This window comes from Vibrio rhizosphaerae, from assembly GCF_024347095.1.
Lineage (GTDB): Bacteria > Pseudomonadota > Gammaproteobacteria > Enterobacterales > Vibrionaceae > Vibrio > Vibrio rhizosphaerae.
Map to the genome: position 1 here is coordinate 1825511 of NZ_AP024903.1, position 20850 is coordinate 1846360.

The 20850-nt window shown below is 46.6% G+C and carries 15 protein-coding genes and 2 pseudogenes; 3 read left to right on the forward strand and 14 right to left on the reverse strand.

Features of this window, described 5'->3' with window-relative positions:
• Positions 1-582: 582 nt before the first annotated feature.
• The 8 genes and pseudogenes from OCV37_RS07795 to OCV37_RS07830 all read right to left on the reverse strand — a co-directional run bounded on the left by OCV37_RS07795 (position 583) and on the right by OCV37_RS07830 (position 8119).
• Entirely contained in the window at positions 583-1791 is a 1209-nt protein-coding gene (locus tag OCV37_RS07795) for an IS256 family transposase (RefSeq protein ID WP_261888062.1), read from the reverse strand.
• 274 nt (positions 1792-2065) lie between these two features.
• Positions 2066-2407, reverse strand: a complete 342-nt coding sequence (locus OCV37_RS07800) for a hypothetical protein (RefSeq protein WP_038181685.1) — start codon at positions 2405-2407, stop codon at positions 2066-2068.
• A pseudogene (locus OCV37_RS07805) lies at positions 2407-2658 on the reverse strand (hypothetical protein); the annotation flags it as partial. The pseudogene OCV37_RS07805 and the gene OCV37_RS07800, both read right to left, overlap by 1 nt.
• Positions 2659-2861: 203 nt before the next feature.
• Entirely contained in the window at positions 2862-3197 is a 336-nt protein-coding gene (locus OCV37_RS07810; RefSeq protein ID WP_038181683.1) for a hypothetical protein, read from the reverse strand.
• Entirely contained in the window at positions 3194-3865 is a 672-nt protein-coding gene (locus OCV37_RS19755; protein WP_315973426.1) for an RHS repeat-associated core domain-containing protein, read from the reverse strand. Before OCV37_RS19755 ends, OCV37_RS07810 begins: the two co-directional genes overlap by 4 nt.
• A 192-nt stretch (positions 3866-4057) precedes the next feature.
• Positions 4058-4429 carry a hypothetical protein gene (locus tag OCV37_RS07820; protein ID WP_038179233.1) on the reverse strand — a complete coding sequence of 124 codons (372 nt, stop codon included), beginning with the start codon at positions 4427-4429 and terminating at the stop codon, positions 4058-4060.
• Positions 4426-6483, reverse strand: a complete 2058-nt coding sequence (locus OCV37_RS07825; RefSeq protein WP_261888063.1) for an RHS repeat-associated core domain-containing protein — start codon at positions 6481-6483, stop codon at positions 4426-4428. Before OCV37_RS07825 ends, OCV37_RS07820 begins: the two co-directional genes overlap by 4 nt.
• A 178-nt stretch (positions 6484-6661) precedes the next feature.
• Complete coding sequence (locus tag OCV37_RS07830) at positions 6662-8119, reverse strand: radical SAM/SPASM domain-containing protein (protein ID WP_038181649.1); 1458 nt, start codon at positions 8117-8119, stop codon at positions 6662-6664.
• Between the two features lie 848 nt (positions 8120-8967).
• Between OCV37_RS07830 and OCV37_RS07835 the strand changes: the two genes are divergently transcribed.
• Both OCV37_RS07835 and OCV37_RS19815 read left to right on the forward strand, forming a co-directional pair.
• Positions 8968-9165, forward strand: a complete 198-nt coding sequence (locus OCV37_RS07835; RefSeq protein ID WP_038181651.1) for a hypothetical protein — start codon at positions 8968-8970, stop codon at positions 9163-9165.
• A 100-nt stretch (positions 9166-9265) separates the two neighbouring features.
• Positions 9266-9364: pseudogene (locus OCV37_RS19815) on the forward strand (hypothetical protein); the annotation flags it as partial.
• Between the two features lie 83 nt (positions 9365-9447).
• Here the strand turns inward: OCV37_RS19815 and OCV37_RS07840 are convergent.
• Both OCV37_RS07840 and OCV37_RS07845 read right to left on the reverse strand, forming a co-directional pair.
• Complete coding sequence (locus tag OCV37_RS07840) at positions 9448-9642, reverse strand: hypothetical protein (RefSeq protein WP_038181654.1); 195 nt, start codon at positions 9640-9642, stop codon at positions 9448-9450.
• Positions 9639-11549 (reverse strand): RHS repeat domain-containing protein, encoded by a 1911-nt coding sequence (locus OCV37_RS07845; protein WP_261888064.1) that lies wholly within the window; start codon positions 11547-11549, stop codon positions 9639-9641. Before OCV37_RS07845 ends, OCV37_RS07840 begins: the two co-directional genes overlap by 4 nt.
• Positions 11550-11980: 431 nt before the next feature.
• On the opposite strand from OCV37_RS07845, the gene OCV37_RS07850 reads away from it, so the two are divergent.
• Positions 11981-12178, forward strand: a complete 198-nt coding sequence (locus tag OCV37_RS07850; protein ID WP_261888065.1) for a hypothetical protein — start codon at positions 11981-11983, stop codon at positions 12176-12178.
• 294 nt (positions 12179-12472) lie between these two features.
• Here the strand turns inward: OCV37_RS07850 and OCV37_RS07855 are convergent, their stop codons facing one another.
• Genes OCV37_RS07855 through OCV37_RS07870 form a run of 4 tightly spaced genes read right to left on the reverse strand, consistent with a single transcriptional unit; the run spans position 12473 to position 20330 of the window.
• Positions 12473-12838: a hypothetical protein gene (locus tag OCV37_RS07855; RefSeq protein WP_038181721.1), complete on the reverse strand. Its 366-nt coding sequence runs from the start codon at positions 12836-12838 to the stop codon at positions 12473-12475.
• A 3-nt stretch (positions 12839-12841) separates the two neighbouring features.
• A complete protein-coding gene (locus OCV37_RS07860) occupies positions 12842-17536 on the reverse strand; it encodes an RHS repeat protein (RefSeq protein ID WP_261888066.1) in 4695 nt (1564 codons plus the stop codon).
• Entirely contained in the window at positions 17533-18285 is a 753-nt protein-coding gene (locus OCV37_RS07865) for a DUF4123 domain-containing protein (protein WP_038184609.1), read from the reverse strand. Before OCV37_RS07865 ends, OCV37_RS07860 begins: the two co-directional genes overlap by 4 nt.
• Entirely contained in the window at positions 18273-20330 is a 2058-nt protein-coding gene (locus tag OCV37_RS07870; RefSeq protein ID WP_261888067.1) for a type VI secretion system Vgr family protein, read from the reverse strand. The genes OCV37_RS07865 and OCV37_RS07870 overlap by 13 nt, the downstream gene beginning before the upstream one ends.
• Positions 20331-20850 lie beyond the last annotated feature (520 nt).

Sequence of the window (20850 nt, forward strand, 5' to 3'; positions counted from 1 at the left end):
TACGGGGAACACTCCAAATATAGATTATTGATCAATAAAAAGAAATTTCATCATTAACAATCTACCAACATTTTAAAGAACAAAAATCATCTTTCCAAAGTGCTGCAACTGAATTGAATTCTATCAATTTCAGACAATCATCGGCTGATTATTTTTAGAACCCACACCCAAAATCTCATACTTTTTTCATACTTTTATTTTCCCAAAAACAGATAACCTACCCTCTGCACTGGCAAAATCCGGTGCCGGGCGTAGGAACCCGTAACAACTCACAGCATATGGATTGCCAACATCATTTGGGTTTTCGAGCCGCGGTTGCGGCTCGTTTTGGAATATAAGGTGTAACTCGGCTACGTCTCTGACCAAGGCGATACTGCCACCCCGGATATTCATCTCAAGGGTAAGTGGCTGCGGGAAACGTGACACAGAATAATGAACAATCTCCCGAGAGCAGCTTCAGTGATTTGCTTAATCAGCGGCGTGAGCAGGCCATCTTTGCCGTTCAGTCCTTGTCCAGATTGGAGAGCTTTGGCAAAGGCCTGAATATCGGAGACTGTTCATTATTCTGTGTCACGCCCATTTTTATAAATCCAGGTATGGGGTGAGTCGACCTTCAAAGTGGATACTGAGCTGAGACAGCGTCAGGTTCCAGTTTTGCACCGGATGCGTCCATTTTTCACTGGCTTTCAACATACCTGCATACAATAGCTTGAGCAAGCTGGTTTCATTGGCGAAGCCACCTTTGGTCTTGGTCAGCTTGCGGAACTGCCGATGTACCGCCTCAACCGCATTGGTGGTGTAAATAGCTCTGCGAACCTGCTCGGGATATTTGAAATATACCGATAGGTTCTCCCATTTATTGCGCCATGACTGAATCACCAACGGATATTGTTGCCCCCATTTGATTTCCAGCTCATCAAGTTCGTGCTCGGCAGCCTTGAGCGTCGCAGCTTTATAGACGCACTTTAAATCTGCCATAAAAGCTTTCTGATTTTTGCTGGCGACATATTTCATCGAGTTGCGGATTTGATGGATAACACAGAGCTGAACTTCGGTTTGCGGATAAATGGTTTCAATCGCTTCTGGGAATCCTTTGAGACCATCGACACAGGAAATACAGATATCTTTGACACCGCGATTTTGTAAGTCGGTCAGGACACTGAGCCAGTAATGCGCGCCTTCGGCATCAGAGAGATAAATGCCCAGCAGCTCTTTTTTTCCTTCGATATTGAGTGCAAGGATGGTGTAAATAGCTTTGGAAACAAAGCGGCCGTTTTCCTTGATTTTGTAGTGAACGGCATCGAGCCATACGACCGGATAGACGGGGTCTAAATCGCGCTCCTGCCATGCTCTGAGCTCAGGAATAAGACGGTCGGTGATGGCGTTAATCGTGCCATTGGAAACGCTGATACCATACATATCCAGCAGATATTCGCGGATATGTTGATAGCTGTTGCCAAGGGCAAACAAGGAAAGGACATTGCGTTCCATCTCATCGGTCAGCCGGGTCTGGTGCTTCTTGACAGTTTGCGGGTCAAAAGAGCCATTGCGGTCACGGGGAGTTTCGAGTTCAAATTCGCCGGATGAGGTTTTGATATTTTTCCGGGACTTACCATTTTTTCGATTATCGGGTTCATCAGCAAGGTGCTGGTCAATTTCAGCGCCGAGAGCAGCTTCAGTGATTTGCTTAATCAGCGGCGTGAGCAGGCCATCTTTGCCGTTCAGTCCTTGTCCAGATTGGAGAGCTTTGGCAAAGGCCTGAATATCGATTTCGAATTTATCGTCAGACATAAAGTGTCATTTCCTTTTTGGTTCAGTTTACAGAAATGACACAGAATTTTGAACACTACCGAATATCGATTTCGAATTTATCGTCAGACATAAAGTGTCATTTCCTTTTTGGTTCAGTTTACAGAAATGACACAGAATTTTGAACACTACCTCAGCTACAGCTACATCACTCGATCAGAGCGAAGACTACCGTCAACATCTGAGGCTGTATTTGTGAATCAGGTAGCGGTCTGTTTCTATTAACTTTCACAGCTCGTTTTAATGAGCATAAAAATCATTCATAGTTACCTTCGGATTCATCCAGAATATGAATCAGCTCATCTCTAGATATTCTGTTATCGTCATTAATCTTACCTTCCCAATCTTCTTCTGGGGATATTTCAACGATGTACAACTCTACACCAATCGAATCAAAATATTTAAGAATACTACGAATTTTCTTTGCAACTTGAGGGTAATCATTTAAGAACAATTCTGCTGTAAAAAAAACACCTTCATAACCATATCCCAATGTCTTTTTAGCTGCGACTAATGACATCCCTAAAGTTTTATGTAGAAATTTCGCAGCATCAATATTATCCAATGGTTGACTAACTGATATAGATATTTTAGACATTAAAATTCCTCTTTCACATTAACATTCAATGGTTTTCCACTTGTTTCATTTCTAAAGTTTCCACCATGCCAACGATATAAATGTTCATATCTTGTTGCGGGATACAGATTCACAGGATTATCCGCAAGATGAGGATAAGATAAAGCATTATATCGATGGTGTGCTTCCATTTTCTCACCCTCAAATTTAGGCCTTTTGCCATTCACTATAGCTTCTGTTTGAGCCTCATCCCAATTTCTGGTTCCCGGTTGACCATTTTTAAGTCTTTTCTTTTCTTCTCGCCAAAATCTATCAACACCACGATTACGTCTGGACGAAGATCATCGTCAATATCACCGCAGACTGTATTGTGCTCGTTCCCGATATCAGTTGATGAAAAAAAACAGCCGGGGCTATTTTTAGCCCGGCTGCTGTTTTGAGGATGTGGATTTATTCACTGGGTAGAATGTCCCTGTTAATTTACAACTGGGGAGGAAGACGAATATATCTTCCATACATTTTCTTCCGTGGGGAAAAAATATATATTTTCATCCTGTACCTTATATAAGTTAACAACAAAAAAGTCATTAGGACAAAAGGCATTCATATCAAATCCTTCATTACTTTCGAGAGAAAAACTATCAACTCGATTAAAATATATAGTAGCTTTAGAACCATCCTCTAGTTCCGCTGAAATTTCCAACGATCCCTTATTCGCATCATAGAAGACTTTCTCCATTGGCACAAAATCAAAGCACAACTCATCGAATACTATATCTAACTCTTTATCTTTCATAATAATGCCTTTCATTTCGCTCCCAAAGTTATATTTTGACCATCTCCAAGCTTTAGTTTTATCGTCACGCCACTCGTTTTAGTCGTCATTTTCCAAGCTTGAGCTTTAACTTCATCAGCAGTTGCCCACTCAACAGGTATACTATTCATACCCGATTCCTTAAATGCAGCTAACCGTCTATGATCCAGAGACCAAATATTTCCTTCTGTATCTTTCCACACTTTAATCGTAGTTAAATTTTCAGCCTTCAGGGCCCCACTCTTCAGAGCTTCAGCATTGCCAAGTACAGTATAATCACCCGTAGTATTTTTAATACTACTCTGCATATAGCGGATATCTTGCGGATTTAAAGATGAAGGTTTAAGAGGATCATCAACAAAATTCTTATAAGAATTTTTCCCTAATTTTGCAGTAGCACTCCCCGGACAATCTATCAACTCATTTACCAACCCCAACGGGTCAATCCACCCCGTCGGATTCGGCGCATACTGATAGTTATTCAACCCGCCCGCTAAACCTATCGGGTCTGCGGTGGTGAAACGTCCAGTCTCCGGGCTATAGTAACGGTGTCGGTTGTAATGTAAACCCGTTTCTGCATCGTAATACTGGCCCTGAAAACGTAGCGGGCTCTGAATTTCTTCAACCTGCTGAGTCAGTACGCTGCCATAAGCGCGATACTGCACTGCCCACACACTCTGCCCGGCCACATCGGTGATTTCTGTTGGTGTGCCGATTTGGTCAAGGTGATAGTAGTACGGTTGTGCTCATCCCCGATATCAGTTGATTTGAATGAAAACAGCCGGGACTATTTTTAGCCCGACTGTTTTTTTGAGGATGGCTGAATGTGTGAATCAGATTAGCATGTTTATTAATTATTAATATGCTGGTGATAAGCGTTTTCCTACTTTGAAATCATCCAAATCAATTTCAAACTGCCAGTCTTGAAAATTGTTGACAATAGAATCATAAGATCCAATAACAGATATGTTACTCTTAGCTGCTGGGTTTTCAGATAGGTACTGATAATAAATATCTTCATCTGAATTGGCTATTTCCCCTAATATTTCACCTTGAATGGAAAATACTGTAGCTTGAACATTTTCCTTTCCTCCATATTCCATACTGACAATCATATCATAATGTGGACTATATGCAGCACAGCCTAGATTTTCATATCTAATATAGAAATATTCACCGTCAATTAACCAACGACTCCAATCAAAATTTTCAGAGTTTTCAACAATCATTTTATCTTCACCGTATCCTCTACTCTTAAGTATTTCATTTTTAAGCTGACATCTCTTGGTAACAGAAGTTGGAGTTGACTTCCTCCACCCGGGATATATCTCTTCTTACCATCTGAAAGAACCTCGACTTGAGGGCCAACAGGACCTTCGAGAACTTCAAAAGGTTTATCAACTTTATATGTAACGACCCGATCAACACCTTGAGGTTTCCATGACCGCTTAACTGCAAGTTCATTCCAGACATAATTAGAGTTTGGAATAGTATCTATTGTACCAAAACCTCCAGGACTCGTTACTGGTTGCATAGGGGCGACAGCCATATTAAATGTTTCCCCTGGTTGAATTGTTCTTTGTGCTGGAGTATATCCATAAGGCCAAGGCGACTCGTTCTGAATCAAATCCTGATATGCTTTCGACGCTTCAGCCCTAGTTTTAAATTGGCCTGCATGATCTTTCTGAAATTCATTCCATGCGTTATGATAAAGCCCTTTCGATGTCTTAGCATGCTGAGCTACGCCAAGCTTACAAAGCCCTTGACATGCCTTCATCATCAACCCCAGCGGGTCAATCCACCCCGTCGGATTTTTTACATACTGGTAGTTGTTTAAACCACCGGCAAGCCCTATCGGGTCGGGGGTGATAAAGCGTCCGGTGCCCGGGCTATAGTAACGGTGACGGTTGTAATGTAAACCCGTTTCTGCATCATAATACTGCCCCTGAAAACGCAGCGGACTGACGATTTCTGCCTTGCGCTGATAAGCCACATTGCCGTAACTGTGGTAATCCACCGACCATGCCACGGCACCGGTGGCATCGGTCATTTCCAGCGGCGTGCCAATCTGGTCAAGGTGATAGAAATAAGGTGTGGCGTTATCTGCCCCTTCACCGGTCACCAGTGCCAGCGGTTTAAAGCTGCCGTACTCGTACAGATAAGTCTGGTAGTGATGCTCTCCCGACTCTGCCAGCAGTTTATCTCCCTGCCACAGAAATTCAGTTTGCCGGGTCTGCCCGGTTTTGTCGGTAACCGCTTTATGAATCCGTCTGCCGAACGCATCATATCGGTATTCAGCACTGCTGCCGTCAGGCTTTTCAACTCTGATAAGCCGGTGCTGACAGTCATATGCATAGGTTGTGACCAGAGACTGCTGGGTGCCCCGCGCTTCCTGTATCAGGTTACCGAACTCATCATACTGATAATGACAGTCCCCCTGAAACAGCAGTTGGTTGCCGGACACATTGCTCAGCCGGTCTTGTATCAGGTTACCGGCCGGGTCATGGGCAAAGCTCTCGCTGATATTGCCGCGCACCTGTGTCAGGCGGTCTAACGGGTCGTAGTGATATTGCGTCACCCCGCGCAGGTTATCTTCCACCTGCGTCAGGTTACCCGAGCGGTTGTACTGGTAACGGCGGAATAACGTCTGTTGCTGCGCCTGACTCACCCGGTGCTCACTCAACCGGCCCAGCTCGTCATACTGAAAATGACTGGTCAACGCGCCCTGTGTCCGGCAGGTTTCCAGACCGCTCACCTGATATTGGTGTTGCGTCAGGCAATGCCCGTTCAGGCTGACCTGCTGCAGCCGCCCGTGCTGAAATTGATAATCAATCTGCTGGCCGTCCGGTAACAGATGGGCGGTTAAGTGACCCATCGCATCATAACGGTAACCGGCACTCGCCCAGCCCTGATGCTCAACCGTCAGCCGCCCCATCACGTCATAGGCATACGCCAGCGGCCACTGACCGTCATCCACCCCGGTCAGATTGCCCGACAAGTCATAGTGATAGCTGATAGTGGATTCATCCGGCAGGGTTTTCTCAATCAATTTGCCCTGCGCGTCATAGGCGTAACGGGTAGTCAGCTCCCCGCCTTCCCGGCCGATTTCGGTTTTCGCCGTCAGTTGGGTGTGACTGTCATATTCATAGACGAACTGACGCCCGTCAAAAGTCACTTCCCGCTGCACATGGCCGGTCGGCGTGTAGTCTATCTGGTAGCGCTCACCGCGCTCGTTGATAATGGCGCTGACAAAGTGGAACGGGTTGTCATAACGGTACTGCACCGTACTGCCGGCACAGGCGGTGGGTAGTAGAGACTTAAAGAGGTAGGGTTAGGTAATGGATTGAGTATGAATTGTACCAGTGACACTGGATACGCTATTTGAAAATTTTTGCTATGCCCGAAATAATTTACATATTGTTAGACCCGTAGAATCTCCAAGAGGAAAATTCTTAACAAAATTATGATTTTTTTTCATTTGAAAGAACAATACTTTTATTAAGTTTTGCTATGTTACAAAAATACTCATTAACTACTAGTGGATCGCCTTGAGAATTCTCATTTGCATTTCTAACCATGCACATGGTGCAAAACTCTTTTTCTCCACATTGTATGCATTTAGGAAAATCTTTTTTTCTCAAACCTCTCAAATATTGTACTTTTTTAGAGTTATACCAAATCTCCTTCAGAGAGTTTTCTTTTATATTGCCAACAGTATAATCTTGCCAGCCTGCACAAGGATATACACTACCATTTTCTGATATACAGATTGATGAATAACAGATACTACAAACGATATCATCTGATGTAATTTCTTTCTTTTCTTCTGCTTTATTTATAATATCTTTCAAATACTCATCATCACAATTAATTCTATTATTAATGATGTTTTTAATATCATTAACTGATAGACGATTATCCAAATTTTCTGTGTTATGATCATATCTTGCTATTAATGCGTAATCTTCTCCTACGGGAATGTTGTATTCTTTTGCCCATTCGATAACATCGAGATAACAATTTTTATTTTGCTCCATTATAGGACAACTTATTTGCAGTGGAATATTATTTTCAACTAGCTTTAAAATTGATCTTTTTGTTTTTTCAAAACTACCTTTCATTTTTGTTATTTTATCATGAACATCAGGTTTCATTGAATACAATGAAACCTGAACGCCTAATAAACGATTTTTCTTCATCTCTTCAATATATGTATCATCAAGTAAAGTCAGATTACTGAGTATATTTACTGAAAAATCGTATTCTCTACATTTCTTCAAAAAATCGCAAAAACATTTATGTAGCAAAGGCTCTCCACCACTTAATGTTAAATGTAACACATTCATATCATAGCATTGATTTAAAATATCATAAAATAAATCAGATTCAATATTTTTCATTTTATTATCATGAGGAATATAACAATGCACACATCTCTCGTTACACTTACTCGTAATTTCTATGTGAAGACTTGTAAGTTGAGGTTTATTTTTAAAGATTTCTTCGAAGAAATCTTGTGTGGATTTGTTAGGGTGAATATTTTCAGGAGAGAAACGTCTCTTACCCCGAAAGTCTTCTGGATGTTCGTAAGAAAAACCTATATCTTTTTCGTTACATTCTTCTAATGTACTTCCAGATGTAATAAATCCTTCTTTTTCTAACATAGAATAAAATTCAATTGCATCATTTTTAATATCATCAATGTCTACATCTGGAAATATACTACTTATTCTTCTTGCAAGAACATTTATTTCTTGCGGTTCTTTTTTCAGAATAGAAAAAAATATGGCACCACTTTGAGATATTATCTTATCTCCGATATTATTTACTTTTTCATATCCAAAATTTCTATTATCTGTAATATAGCCAAATGTATTATAATTTCTAAAGAGAACATTTGATTTTTGCTTAAAAAACATAATTATGGCCTTATTGAAGAAAGCGACGAATGCGGCTCCACAACATTGTCGCTATTAATGACACCTTAACGGCCACTTGGTCCAGGTGGGTTACAAGGTCTTCCGCTCGGCTTACTATTAGGACGACATTGAGCCATATGTGTAGTGCTTTGTGCTAAAACTACTGGTTTTTTGTAAACCATATTCCACTCCTTTCTATAAAACCATGATTATAATTGATCATCAAAAAAAGTAGGTCAATCGGTACAAAAGCCATATATGCTACTTTTTGATACAACATTGACGTAGAGCAATTTTATTCTATGCATTTATCTTGTTATGCAAAGTTGATAAATTTAGTATTAAGACATTTAAATTGCATTGAATCTAGTCAATTGATATTCCATTACTGATATGTTTGAGGGGATAAACGAATCTTTTAGGCAGGAGCTCAAAGAAGAACTGAATACTTATCAAATGTGTAGTGATTAGTGAATCATCATTTGTAACTCACTTCTGTCCAATTTATTGTTAAGCCACCATTAAATTACCGTGATCGCCCCCTCAAAACCTAATACTTTTTTCATACTCTTATTTTCCCCAAAACAGATAACCTACCCTCTGCACTGGCAAAATCCGGTGCCGGGCGTAGGAACCCGCAACAACTCACAGCATATGGATTGCCAACATCATTTGGGTTTTCTATTATGTACGGCCTCAGCACATCTGAATTATGGTGAGCTGGACAAGGCAGCCTTGGCTGGCCGTATCGTGAGTGCGGTATTCCTACACCTTGTTTCAGTTCGCCACTCAGAGCGTAGGAACTTTGTGTGGCGGTATTTCAAAATCACTCACGGAGTCTCTGCACTATGTACGAAACCATTCCTTATAATCACGAGTTCGCCCAAAAAGCTCGCGAATACTTGCGTCAGTTAGAAGAAATATTCGAAGCCGAACAGCGGCACAACAGTCAAGAACTACGCAACGTACTGCTGTATCTGAATAATCTGATTACCACTCATTATGTGCGCTACCATCAAGAGATTGACGGGGAGGATTTGGTGTAGTTATTTGGTTTATTTGGATTTCGAGCCGCGGTTGCGGCTCGTTTTGGAATATAAGGTGTAACTCGTCGGCTACGTTCCTGACCGGGGCGATACCGCCACCCCGGATATTCATCTCAAGGGTAAATGGCTGCGCGAGGCCGGGCACCGTCAACATCACTGCGGACTGAATTGTGCTTGTCCCCGATATCAGTTGATATGAATGAAAACAACCGGGACTATGTTTAGCCCGGCTGCTAAGGGAGCTGGATTTGTGGTTCGGGTTAGCGTATCCCTGTTAATTTATTACTCTAATCTAATTTTTTGTAATAAATTTTTAAGATATTCATGATCATCTTTTATCTTATTTACTTCATCTTCTGATAACTCTATTTTCTTTTCATAAATTGCAGCACTTGCCCCACAAACTACAAACAAGAAATATGAATCCTGCTCATAAACTAGTCTATAATTATAAGGCTCGCTAGATATAACCTTCATTCAAACTTCCTTTCACTAAATTTTCTTTCTGGAATTCTATCAACAATTGCTTCTGAACGACCAGTAGGTAACTTACCACCAGGTATCCATTCTGAGTTGGCTCCCATTTCATTTCCACTTGGCATTCGAAGATTCAAAGTAACAGGTTCTGGAATGTCAATAACCGATATTTTCCGTCCCTGCCAAGAACCTTCAGGTATCCCCATTATTTTTTCTAGCTTAGCGATATCACCACCTGATTCTTTTATAACTTCGTTCAACTGTTTAGTCGGCATAACAAACTGGGTATTATCTGGAAAACCTAGTAGCCCTCTTCCATAGCTATCTAATATATCGGTTGGGACAAAATAACTAGCTCCATCATTAAATTGGGAAAGATGAGAATCTATATAATCTTTTGATAAATATTTGCTTGGGTCTGGTCTCTCACCATGAGGAATAGAACGAATTTCATCTATCTGTCCTTGTGTCAAAGGCACTTTTCCACCCGGACAATCCCCCACACACTGCGTTAACCCCAGCGGATCCACCCATCCCGTCGGGTTTTTCACATACTGGTAGTTGTTTAAACCACCCGCAAGCCCTATCGGGTCGGGGGTGATAAAGCGTCCGGTGCCCGGGCTATAGTAACGATGACGGTTGTAATGTAAACCCGTTTCTGCATCATAATACTGCCCCTGAAAACGCAGCGGACTGACGATTTCTGCCTTGCGCTGATAAGCCACATTGCCGTAACTGTGGTAATCCACCGACCATGCCACGGCACCGGTGGCATCGGTAATTTCCAGCGGCGTACCAATCTGGTCAAGGTGATAGAAATAAGGTGTGGCGTTGTCTGCCCCTTCACCGGTCACCAGTGCCAGCGGTTTAAAGCTGCCGTACTCGTACAGATAGGTCTGGTAGTGATGCTCTCCCGACTCTGCCAGCAGTTTATCTCCCTGCCACAAAAATTCAGTTTGCCGGGTCTGCCCGGTTTTGTCGGTAACCGCTTTATGAATCCGTCTGCCGAACGCGTCATATCGATATTCAGCGCTGCTGCCGTCAGGCTTTTCAACTTTGATAAGCCGGTGCTGACAGTCATATGCATAGGTTGTGACCAGAGACTGCTGGGTGCCCCGCGCTTCCTGTATCAGGTTACCGAACTCATCATACTGATAATGACAGTCCCCCTGAAACAGCAGTTGGTTGCCGGACACATTGCTCAGTCGGTCTTGTATCAGGTTACCGGCCGGGTCATGGGCAAAGCTCTCGCTGATATTGCCGCGCACCTGTGTCAGGCGGTCTAACGGGTCGTAGTGATATTGCGTCACCCCGCGCAGGTTATCTTCCACCTGCGTCAGGTTACCCGAGCGGTTGTACTGGTAACGGCGGAATAACGTCTGTTGCTGCGCCTGACTCACCCGGTGCTCACTCAACCGGCCCAGCTCGTCATACTGAAAATGACTGGTTAACGCGCCCTGTGTCCGGCGGGTTTCCAGACCGCTCACCTGATATTGGTGTTGCGTCAGGCAATGCCCGTTCAGGCTGACCTGCTGCAGCCGCCCGTGCTGAAACTGATAATCAATCTGCTGGCCGTCCGGTAACAGATGGGCAGTTAAGTGACCCATCGCATCATAACGGTAACCGGCACTTGCCCAGCCCTGATGCTCAACCGTCAGCCGACCCATCACGTCATAGGCATACGCCAGCGGCCACTGACCGTCATCCACTCCGGTCAGATTGCCCGACAAGTCATAGTGATAGCTGATAGTAGATTCATCCGGCAGGGTTTTCTCAATCAATTTGCCCTGCGCGTCATAGGCGTAACGCGTAGTCAGCTCCCCGCCTTCCCGACCGATTTCGGTTTTCGCCGTCAGTTGGGTGTGACTGTCATACTCATAGACGAACTGACGCCCGTCGAAGGTCAAATTTCATCATTAACAATCTACCAACATTTTAAAGAACAAAAATCATCTTTCCAAAGTGCTGCAACTGGATCAAATTTTATCAATTTCAGACAATCATCGGCTGATTATTTTTAGGACCCACACCCAAAATCTCATACTTTTTTCATACTTTTATTTTCCCAAAAACAGATAACCTACGCCCTGCACTGGCAAAATCCGGTGCCGGGCGTAGGAACCCGCTCACAAGACTCCAAGTATTATAGGTTGCTAACTTTACGTTGGTTTTTTACTATATGCGGCCTCAGCACATCTGAATTATGGTGAGCTGGGCAAGGCAGCCTTGGCTGACCGTGTCTTGGAGAGCGGTATTCCTACACCTTGTTCCAGTTCACCACCCGAGTGTAGGAACTCTTGTGGTGAGTTTATTTTCATCATTCTCCAAGGAATTAACTATGTACGAAACCATCCCTTATAATCCCGAGTTCGCCCAAAAAGCCCGTGAATATTTGCGTCAGTTAGAAGAAATATTCGAAGCCGAACAGCGGCACAACAGTCAAGAGCTACGCAACGTACTGCTGTATCTGAATAATCTGATTACCACTCATTATGTGCGCTACTATCAAGAGATTGACGGGGAGAATTTGGTGTAATTAATGGGTCTATTTGGATTTCGAGCCGCGGTTGCGGCTCGTTTTGGAATATAAGGTGTAACTCGTCTACGTCTCTGACCAAGGCGATACTGCTACCCCGGATATTCATCTCAAGGGTAAATGGCTGCGGAAGCCGAGATGGAGATCAATCACCATCAACATCACTGGGGAAGCATTGTGCTTACCACCAACATCGGTTGAGTGAACCACCAAATTCTTAGGCCGACTGTTGCTTTGTGAGCCGCGCTCACGGCTCATCTTGAACTATAACATAGCTAAAACAGAGCCTAATAACTACCAAAGATCTATTCTGGCACACTCAAAATCTATGATATCACCATCATTAACACCTGCAGGAATTATACTATCTAATTCAATAACAAACTTTCCCACAGAAACCAATGAGCTACTAACATTTTTAACAATAGCTGTGCATTTATGAGGAAATCTCTCACTATCTATCTGCTTCAATAAGCAGTTTTCACTATAAGAAAGCATAATATTTTTTGTCATAAATGAGTGAAGAGCAGTACTGATAGACATACCCACGTCATAATTACATGGCTGGCAAAATGCCATACACTTATATTCGCCGTCTGTCAAAAATACTTCAGCTTCTTGAGCAATTTCAGATATCCAATTAATTTTTTCTATTTTCATAACCTATTCATCTGCATAGCGATAAGGAGCTTTCCAACCTAGCTCTGGTCTGCTTCCAACTAAATCCGTTAATTCAGTTTTAGGCTTAGCTGACCATCCTAAGCTAGGTGCTTTCTGCTCAAAAAAGGAAACGGGTTTAAGGTGCATTGTTGTAATCTCACCTGTAGCTCTGTCTAATCCCACAAATAATCCCTTAGCCCCACCTTGTCCTCCAGGAATAGAAACATAACCATTCATTTCAGGGACAAACTGGCCATTTTGAATTACAGAGTTTGCATCACTAACATATTGTTCTAAAGAGTAAGAAGGCTCTCCTAATGTTGTGGCGATTTCTTTCCCATGCTTTTCATAATGAATTAAATCTTCCCCATCCTTAAATTTTCGAGGGGCATAAGAAACACCAGGCCCACAACATGGCTTTTGGCTTAACCCCAGCGGGTCAATCCATCCCGTCGGATTTTTTACATACTGGTAGTTGTTTAAACCACCTGCAAGCCCTATCGGGTCGGGGGTAATAAAGCGTCCGGTGCTCGGGCTATAGTAACGGTGACGGTTGTAATGTAAACCCGTTTCTGCATCATAATACTGCCCCTGAAAACGCAGCGGGCTGACGATTTCTGCCTTGCGCTGATAAGCCACATTGCCGTAACTGTGGTAATCCACCGACCAGGTAACACGGCCTTCTGCATCGGTAATTTCCAGTGGTGTGCCAATCTGGTCAAGGTGATAGAAATAAGGTGTGGCGTTGTCTGCCCCTTCACCGGTCACCAGTGCCAGCGGTTTAAAGCTGCCGTACTCGTACAGATAAGTCTGGTAGTGATGCTCTCCCGACTCTGCCAGCAGTTTATCTCCCTGCCACAGAAATTCAGTTTGCCGGGTCTGCCCGGTTTTGTCGGTAACCGCTTTATGAATCCGTCTGCCGAACGCGTCATATCGATATTCAGCGCTGCTGCCGTCAGGCTTTTCAACTTTGATAAGCCGGTGCTGACAGTCATATGCATAGGTTGTGACCAGAGACTGCTGGGTGCCCCGCGCTTCCTGTATCAGGTTACCGAACTCATCATACTGATAATGACAGTCCCCCTGAAACAGCAGTTGGTTGCCGGACACATTGCTCAGTCGGTCTTGTATCAGGTTACCGGCCGGGTCATGAGCAAAGCTCTCGCTGATATTGCCGCGCACCTGTGTCAGGCGGTCTAACGGGTCGTAGTGATATTGCGTCACCCCGCGCAGGTTATCTTCCACCTGCGTCAGGTTACCCGAGCGGTTGTACTGGTAACGGCGGAATAACGTCTGTTGCTGCGCCTGACTCACCCGGTGCTCACTCAACCGGCCCAGCTCGTCATACTGAAAATGACTGGTTAACGCGCCCTGTGTCCGGCGGGTTTCCAGACCGCTCACCTGATATTGGTGTTGCGTCAGGCAATGCCCGTTCAGGCTGACCTGCTGCAACCGCCCGTGCTGAAATTGATAATCAATCTGCTGACCGTCCGGTAACAGATGGGCGGTTAAGTGGCCCATCGCATCATAACGGTAACCGGCACTCGCCCAGCCCTGATGCTCAACCGTCAGCCGACCCATCACGTCATAGGCATACGCCAGCGGCCACTGACCGTCATCCACCCCGGTCAGATTGCCCGACAAGTCATAGTGATAGCTGATAGTGGATTCATCCGGCAGGGTTTTCTCAATCAATTTGCCCTGCGCATCATAGGCATAACGGGTGGTCAGCTCCCCGCCTTCCCGGCCGATTTCGGTTTTCGCCGTCAGTTGGGTGTGACTGTCATATTCATAGACGAACTGACGCCCGTCAAAAGTCACTTCCCGCTGCACATGGCCGGTCGGCGTATAGTCTATCTGGTAGCGCTCACCGCGCTCGTTGATAATGGCGCTGACAAAGTGGAACGGGTTGTCATAACGGTACTGCACCGTACTGCCGTCCGGGTTGGTTTTCTGCGTCACCAGATGCAGCGGGAATTCATAGTCATAGGTGGTGACCCGCCCCTGCTCATCGGTGAATCGGGTCACCTTGTTGTAAGCGTTGTATTCATAGCACCGGGTCTGTCCGCCGGGCAACACCTGTTTGGTCAGACGCCCGCTGCGGTCATAAGCAAGCTCCGTCACCCCCTGACTGTCATGGCGCAGCCGCAGCCGCCCCAAAATATCGTAGCGATAACGAATCACCTCCCCTTGTGGTGTGGTCTCATCGACCAGATAACCATTGCGGTTCCATGTCAGCTGGTGCAGGCCGCCATCCGGGTAGATGATGCGCTCAATCAGGCCGTGGTCATTGTAGTCATATCGGGTGGTGTGACCGAGCGGGTCGGTCTGCTCGATAATATGTCCCCACGCATCATGACGGTAACGCCAGATGGCCTTGTCCTGCTGCACCTGACTCAGCAGGCCGTTTTTATAGCTGAAATGGGTGGTTAAACCATTGGGCGCGATTTTTGCGACCAGCTCACCGGCATCGTTATACACCGATTCGGTGACATTGCCGAGCGCATCGGTCTCCTGAATCAGCCGCCCTTTGTCATCGTAGGCCTTGAGGTATTCACCGCCACTGCCGTCAACTTCTTTAATCAGCCGGGCATTGCCGTCATGCTGGTACACCTGCTGTGAGCCGTCACTGTTGGTCAGCGTCACCGTGCCGGCATCTTCATCCCATTCATAGCGGGTATCCACCTGCGTCAGGTTACTGAACTGACGGGTCGCCCGGGCCTGCTTTCCTTCGCCCTGCCATTCCCAGCGGAATATCGCCCCGCCGGCCAGCTCGCGCGACTGAATCACATGCTGCGCATCGTAGGTGTAGCGCTCCGTCTCACCACTGGCATTGGTGGCCGTGATAAGCTGCGACTGCGCGTTATAGCCATAACTGACCTGCGTCTGGACAAACTGCCATTCATCCTGCTCGGCCAGATAGGCATACAAATCCACCCGGGCAATCAGGTCATGCTCGTAAACCAGCTCAAATCTGAGATTGGTCTCGGTTGAAATCCGCACCGGACGGTGCTGACGGTCATAACTGAGACTCAGTGTATGGTCATATGGGTCTTTTATCGAGGTCAGCCTGCCACTGTCACCGCGCATCTGAAAGGTATAAAACCGCTCACCACTGGCAATGATGATGTGTTGCTTATCCCGGCCTAAAAAGGCGGCGGCTCCGGCCATGCGGTTGGTAATCGCCGGCAGTTGTGCTGTCGGTTTGGGGAAGCGGGTCAGTTTGCCTTCGCCGTCACGCCAGACCACCGTATCACCGTCCACCGTCAGCTGGTGTGACAATGAATGCGACCAGCCATAACCGAGCCCGACATTGGTTTCCACCGCCCCGGTCCGGTACAATCGTTGCCACTCAAACGGCAACAGCCCAATCAGGTGGCCGTCCGTCAGTGACAGCAGCTCTTCACCGGTTGCCATCGATATCGGGTCTTTGTCGCACACCGTGGCTTCACTGTCTTGTGTCGAGCGCCCTGATTCATTCGTCGCTGCACGGCTGTCATCCGGCAGTGTATCGCGTTCATGATGCAAGGTGGTAGTACGACGATTATCGGCCACAAATTCAAGTCGGCCATTACGGTAAACGCCCTGCCCGCCTTTGTTGATGGCCAGACGTTTGAAGGTATCGCTGGCCTTGTTAATCAAGTTTTTAGCAAAGGTGAAAATCTCTTTGACAACTTCTACCAGCGAATTAATCGCTTCAAAAATCTGTTTGCCAGCTGTTTTCATCGACCGCAGCACAGCATAGGCCATGCCGGTTGCCGGGGTGGCAATAAAAGAGATAATCAACCCACCGAGCAGCCCCAGTAACACATCCACAATCACCTGACCGCTACAATTGGCGAGCTTATTCAGTATCGTGGTCATCGGTACCATCGAGATATAAGTCATGATGCCACGCACAAACAGATACATCGCGGCTTCATCCGAGGCGAACAGCAAGGCCTTTTCCATCATCCCCGGCGCACTGCTGGCAGTCTCTTTTATCGTATTGATAATATCAGCGACGCCTTCACCCAAATCTTTCAGTGTTTTGACCGGGTCTTTGAGCATCTCATAAAGCTCTTCAATGCCGCTCCAGAGCGCTTTCAAACCACTCCAGATCCCATCCGCAAAATTCGAAATCACGGTCAAGACTGACTGCGCGGCCGAGCTGTTAAAATAACTGTCCCACTGCGGCTGATACCCTTGCCATTTTTGATTCAGCCAACCCGACAAATCACTGCTCAACGTATCATAATGGGAAAACAGCGAGTCCATCTCTGCCGGTGTCGGCTTATGGTCGATAAAGACCTCGTAATATTTGCCCGGTGTCAGACCGGTGACAGTGGCTTTACCCTGCTCATCAAGCATCACTTCCCGCGTATCGCTGCCGTCTTCTGCTTTGACAATCGCCTGAATATTCCCGAGCGGCACATGATAAATCGACTGGAACACACTTTCGATTTCCAGCTTGCCACTGAGCGGACATTGCACGGTGGTTTTGTAATTATCATCATCTTTACCGACCGTGGTACTCTCGCCACTGACTTTGAGCTGTTTATCCATCGCAAAAAGAGCAGGGCGATCCATCGCTGCTGTGGCTTTATCTGCGAGTTCGAAATACCACTTCTTAGTCATTTGCCGATATTCGGTCAGCAAATCAGGAAAGCTGTTCAACTGCTGATTGATATAATGATAAAATGCCTGTTGTTCACTCATGAGAGCATCCCTAACCGTTGTTGTTCTTGTTCTATCAATTGAATGAAAGCCGCGAGATAACCGTCTTGCTCTCCCTGATAACGCGCGACAAAACGCTCGGTTTTCTGACGTAAAACCGGCTCAGGATAGGCGTCATACCAAGCCTGCTGATACTCACTTAATCCCTGAAGGAGATTATTGACCAATACACCCGGGTCTTCGCTCAACCCTGCCAGCACCGCCTCGGGCACTTGCCACCACGGGAAAGGCCGCTCCTGAAAATCGGCTGGCGCAGTGGGGGCCGGGTTTTCTACCCGGGTCAGTGTTTGCTGAGCCGATAAGCGCAGCCAGCATTGGGTCGGCCCCATCAGAGCGATGCGCTGCTCGTCATCGCACAGTGTCGCCACATCCAGCCCGAAACGCGGGTCGTAGAAGCGGAAAAACACATGCTCGCCGGATGGCAGCCACACATGGGTCAGGCTGCGAAAATGCGCCTGAACGGTGGCAAAATCGGCATGACTGCCGACCAGGATACCCCAGTCCTCGCATGACGCCTGTTCAATCCAGTCAAGAAACGGGTGCTCAGGGGTAATCTGCGCGAGATTCGGCATCACTTCGCGCCATTCGGCATACGGCGTGCTCAGCCAGATGCCCTGCGCATCACTGCCGCCATTGAGGTAAAACCAGCGCTGCGGCTGGCCGTCACTGGTTTCATTGAGAATGACGTACCAGTTTAAATCCGGGGTCAGTTGCTGGTTTAAATCGCACATGCGCCATCCTTACATTTTTCACACTCTTCACAGAACGGTGCCGCAGCTTTCATCGTGGCAATCTGCGCCGGAGTCAGGATAGGCGCCGGGTTATCCGGCTTGGTGGTGATTTCATCGGGTAATTGCGCGGCTTGCCCGCCATATGCCACCGCACTGCCGGCACTGCCGCCGGCGTTGAGGTTAATCGCCGGGCCGGAGAGGTTGACACTGCCGCTGTCGATGCTAATAAAACTACCCCCGGCGGATAAGGTTAAACCGGAGCCCGCCTCGGCGACGATTTTGGCCCCGCTTTTCAGAGTAATGGCACTGCCGGTCTCGACCGCCGTCAGGCTGCCGATTTGCTGCGCCAGCGAGCCGCCGATATCGTGGGTCTGGTCTTGGGTGATTTTCAGGCGCTGCTCACCATCAATGGTGAGATGGTCATTCATCTTGATGTGTTCATAACGGTCGTTTTCCACCGTGAAATGGCTGTCGTGACGAATCAGCGTGGTGGCATCGTTTTCAATCAGCGCTTCGGTGTCTTTCTGGGCATGAATATAGACTTTTTCACGGTCGGACTGGTCTTCAAAACTCAGCTCGTTAAAGCCTTCGCCCTGATGGGTTTCAGTGCGCAGCACGGTTTTGCTTTTGTGCTCGGGCAACGGGTAAGGCGGCACCTGAGTGGCATTGTAAGCCCGCCCGGTCACCAGAGGCTGGTCCGGGTCACCGTCGAGGAAATCCACAATCACTTCGTGGCCGATGCGCGGCACGGCAACCATGCCGTACTGACTGCCCGCCCACTGTTGTGACACCCGCACCCAGCATGAGCTCAGCTCATCGCCGTTGCTTTCGCGGTCCCACGGAAAATGCAGTTTCACCCGGCCATGCTCGTCACAGTAAATTTCTTCACCGGCCGGGCCGACCACGGTCGCCACCATCGGGCCGTCCACCCGGGGTTTATTCTCTACCGGTGACAGCCACAAACTCTCACCGGGAATGGCGGTAAACTGGTTGGCATAGGTGGTGGCGCCGCTGCCGCCGGACTCTTCCAGTGCCTGCGGCTGACTGCCCTGATGGGCAATTTGTACCACCAGCCAGCTCTGATTCATCGCCGCATCAAGGTGCTCGCTGAGTTCAAACCGTACTCCGGCCTGAAGCATCGCCTGATTACTTTGACCGCGGGCGGTATGCGCCTCACGCCGCAGCGCATCAAGGCGGATTTGGCTGAATGCTTTGCCGGTCGCGTCATCTTTATAGCGCCCGGGCGCATCGAAGTGCTCGTACGTGGTGAGCTGGTAATCGAGATTGCTGCCTTCAACGCTCTGTTTAAAACTGTAGGTCGGCTTTTTAAAACTGTAGTCCTGCAACCACACCGCGCTGACCTCTGACTGCTTGCGCGCCGTCATTGCAGAAACATACGGCGTCTCAGAGACGCCGCCGGACAGCACGTTATACGGCACCGTCCCGCCGAGGCGGGTAAAGCCTTCCGAATTATCGGTCACCACCAGCGTATGTTTGTCGGAGTCATGGGTGAAGGTGTACATCAGCCCTTCTTCAGCCGCCAGACGGTGGAAGAAATCTAAATCGGTTTCGCGGTATTGCACGCAGAATTCACGCGGCTGACTTTCCCGTTTGGTGGAAAAGGCATAATCGGTGATGTTCATTTCCTGTAGCAGAACGGAGAGGATTTGCGGCACGCTTTTTTGCTGGAAAATACGGCTGTTGTGGCGCAGCGAGAGCCGCTCAAGCGACGGCACCAGCGTCAGAGAATAAAAGGTGTGATGGTGGCCGGTATCGCCGCGGCTGAAATTACGGATGATGCCGTGCACCTTTTGCACCACTTGACCGTTACGCAGCACTTCGAGCAGCGCCGTGGTATCGACCATTTGCTCAAAAGTTAAGTCACTGTTGCGACTGGCGAGTTCAATCTGATAACGATAGCCGTAAACCGGATGCCCGCCGGCGTCCACCGATGCTGAAACGGATTCAAATCCCTGATAGTCACGCACCACCAATGACGTATCATTGACCCCATTGATCGTGAGCCTGAAACCTAACGTTGCCATGCAGAAACCTTTGATGTTTTATTTGTAATCACACTGATTAAAATGAATTGCGTACTATCGTATTGAAACAAACTGAATATGATGAGTATATTTTTAGCACCGATAGTAATTTTTGAAGCAAGATCTCAATGTAAACCATATTGTTACATCACATTCAGTTCACATATTCCATCTCATCGTTACGATCAAAGCATATCTTTGATGGAAGGCAGTTGCCTTGTCAGACTAACAACCATTCCCACAAAAAGAAAACGTTCCCAATATTAACAATGACTACATATCAACCAATTCATCCAATGAACTGACTAAAATCTCGATAAATCATGAGTAAAATCGATCAACTTTATAGATAACCCCTCAAAATTACTAACGACAAAGTCAATAGTATGAAGCAAGTCAAAATTACCGACACTTAAATAGGGAACGATACCAAAAAGTGATCCAACCGAATTTTTCATTCAAACAGTCAATGTAATCTCTAGATTCATCACCAAGATGAAACAAAATATTCAATCAATGA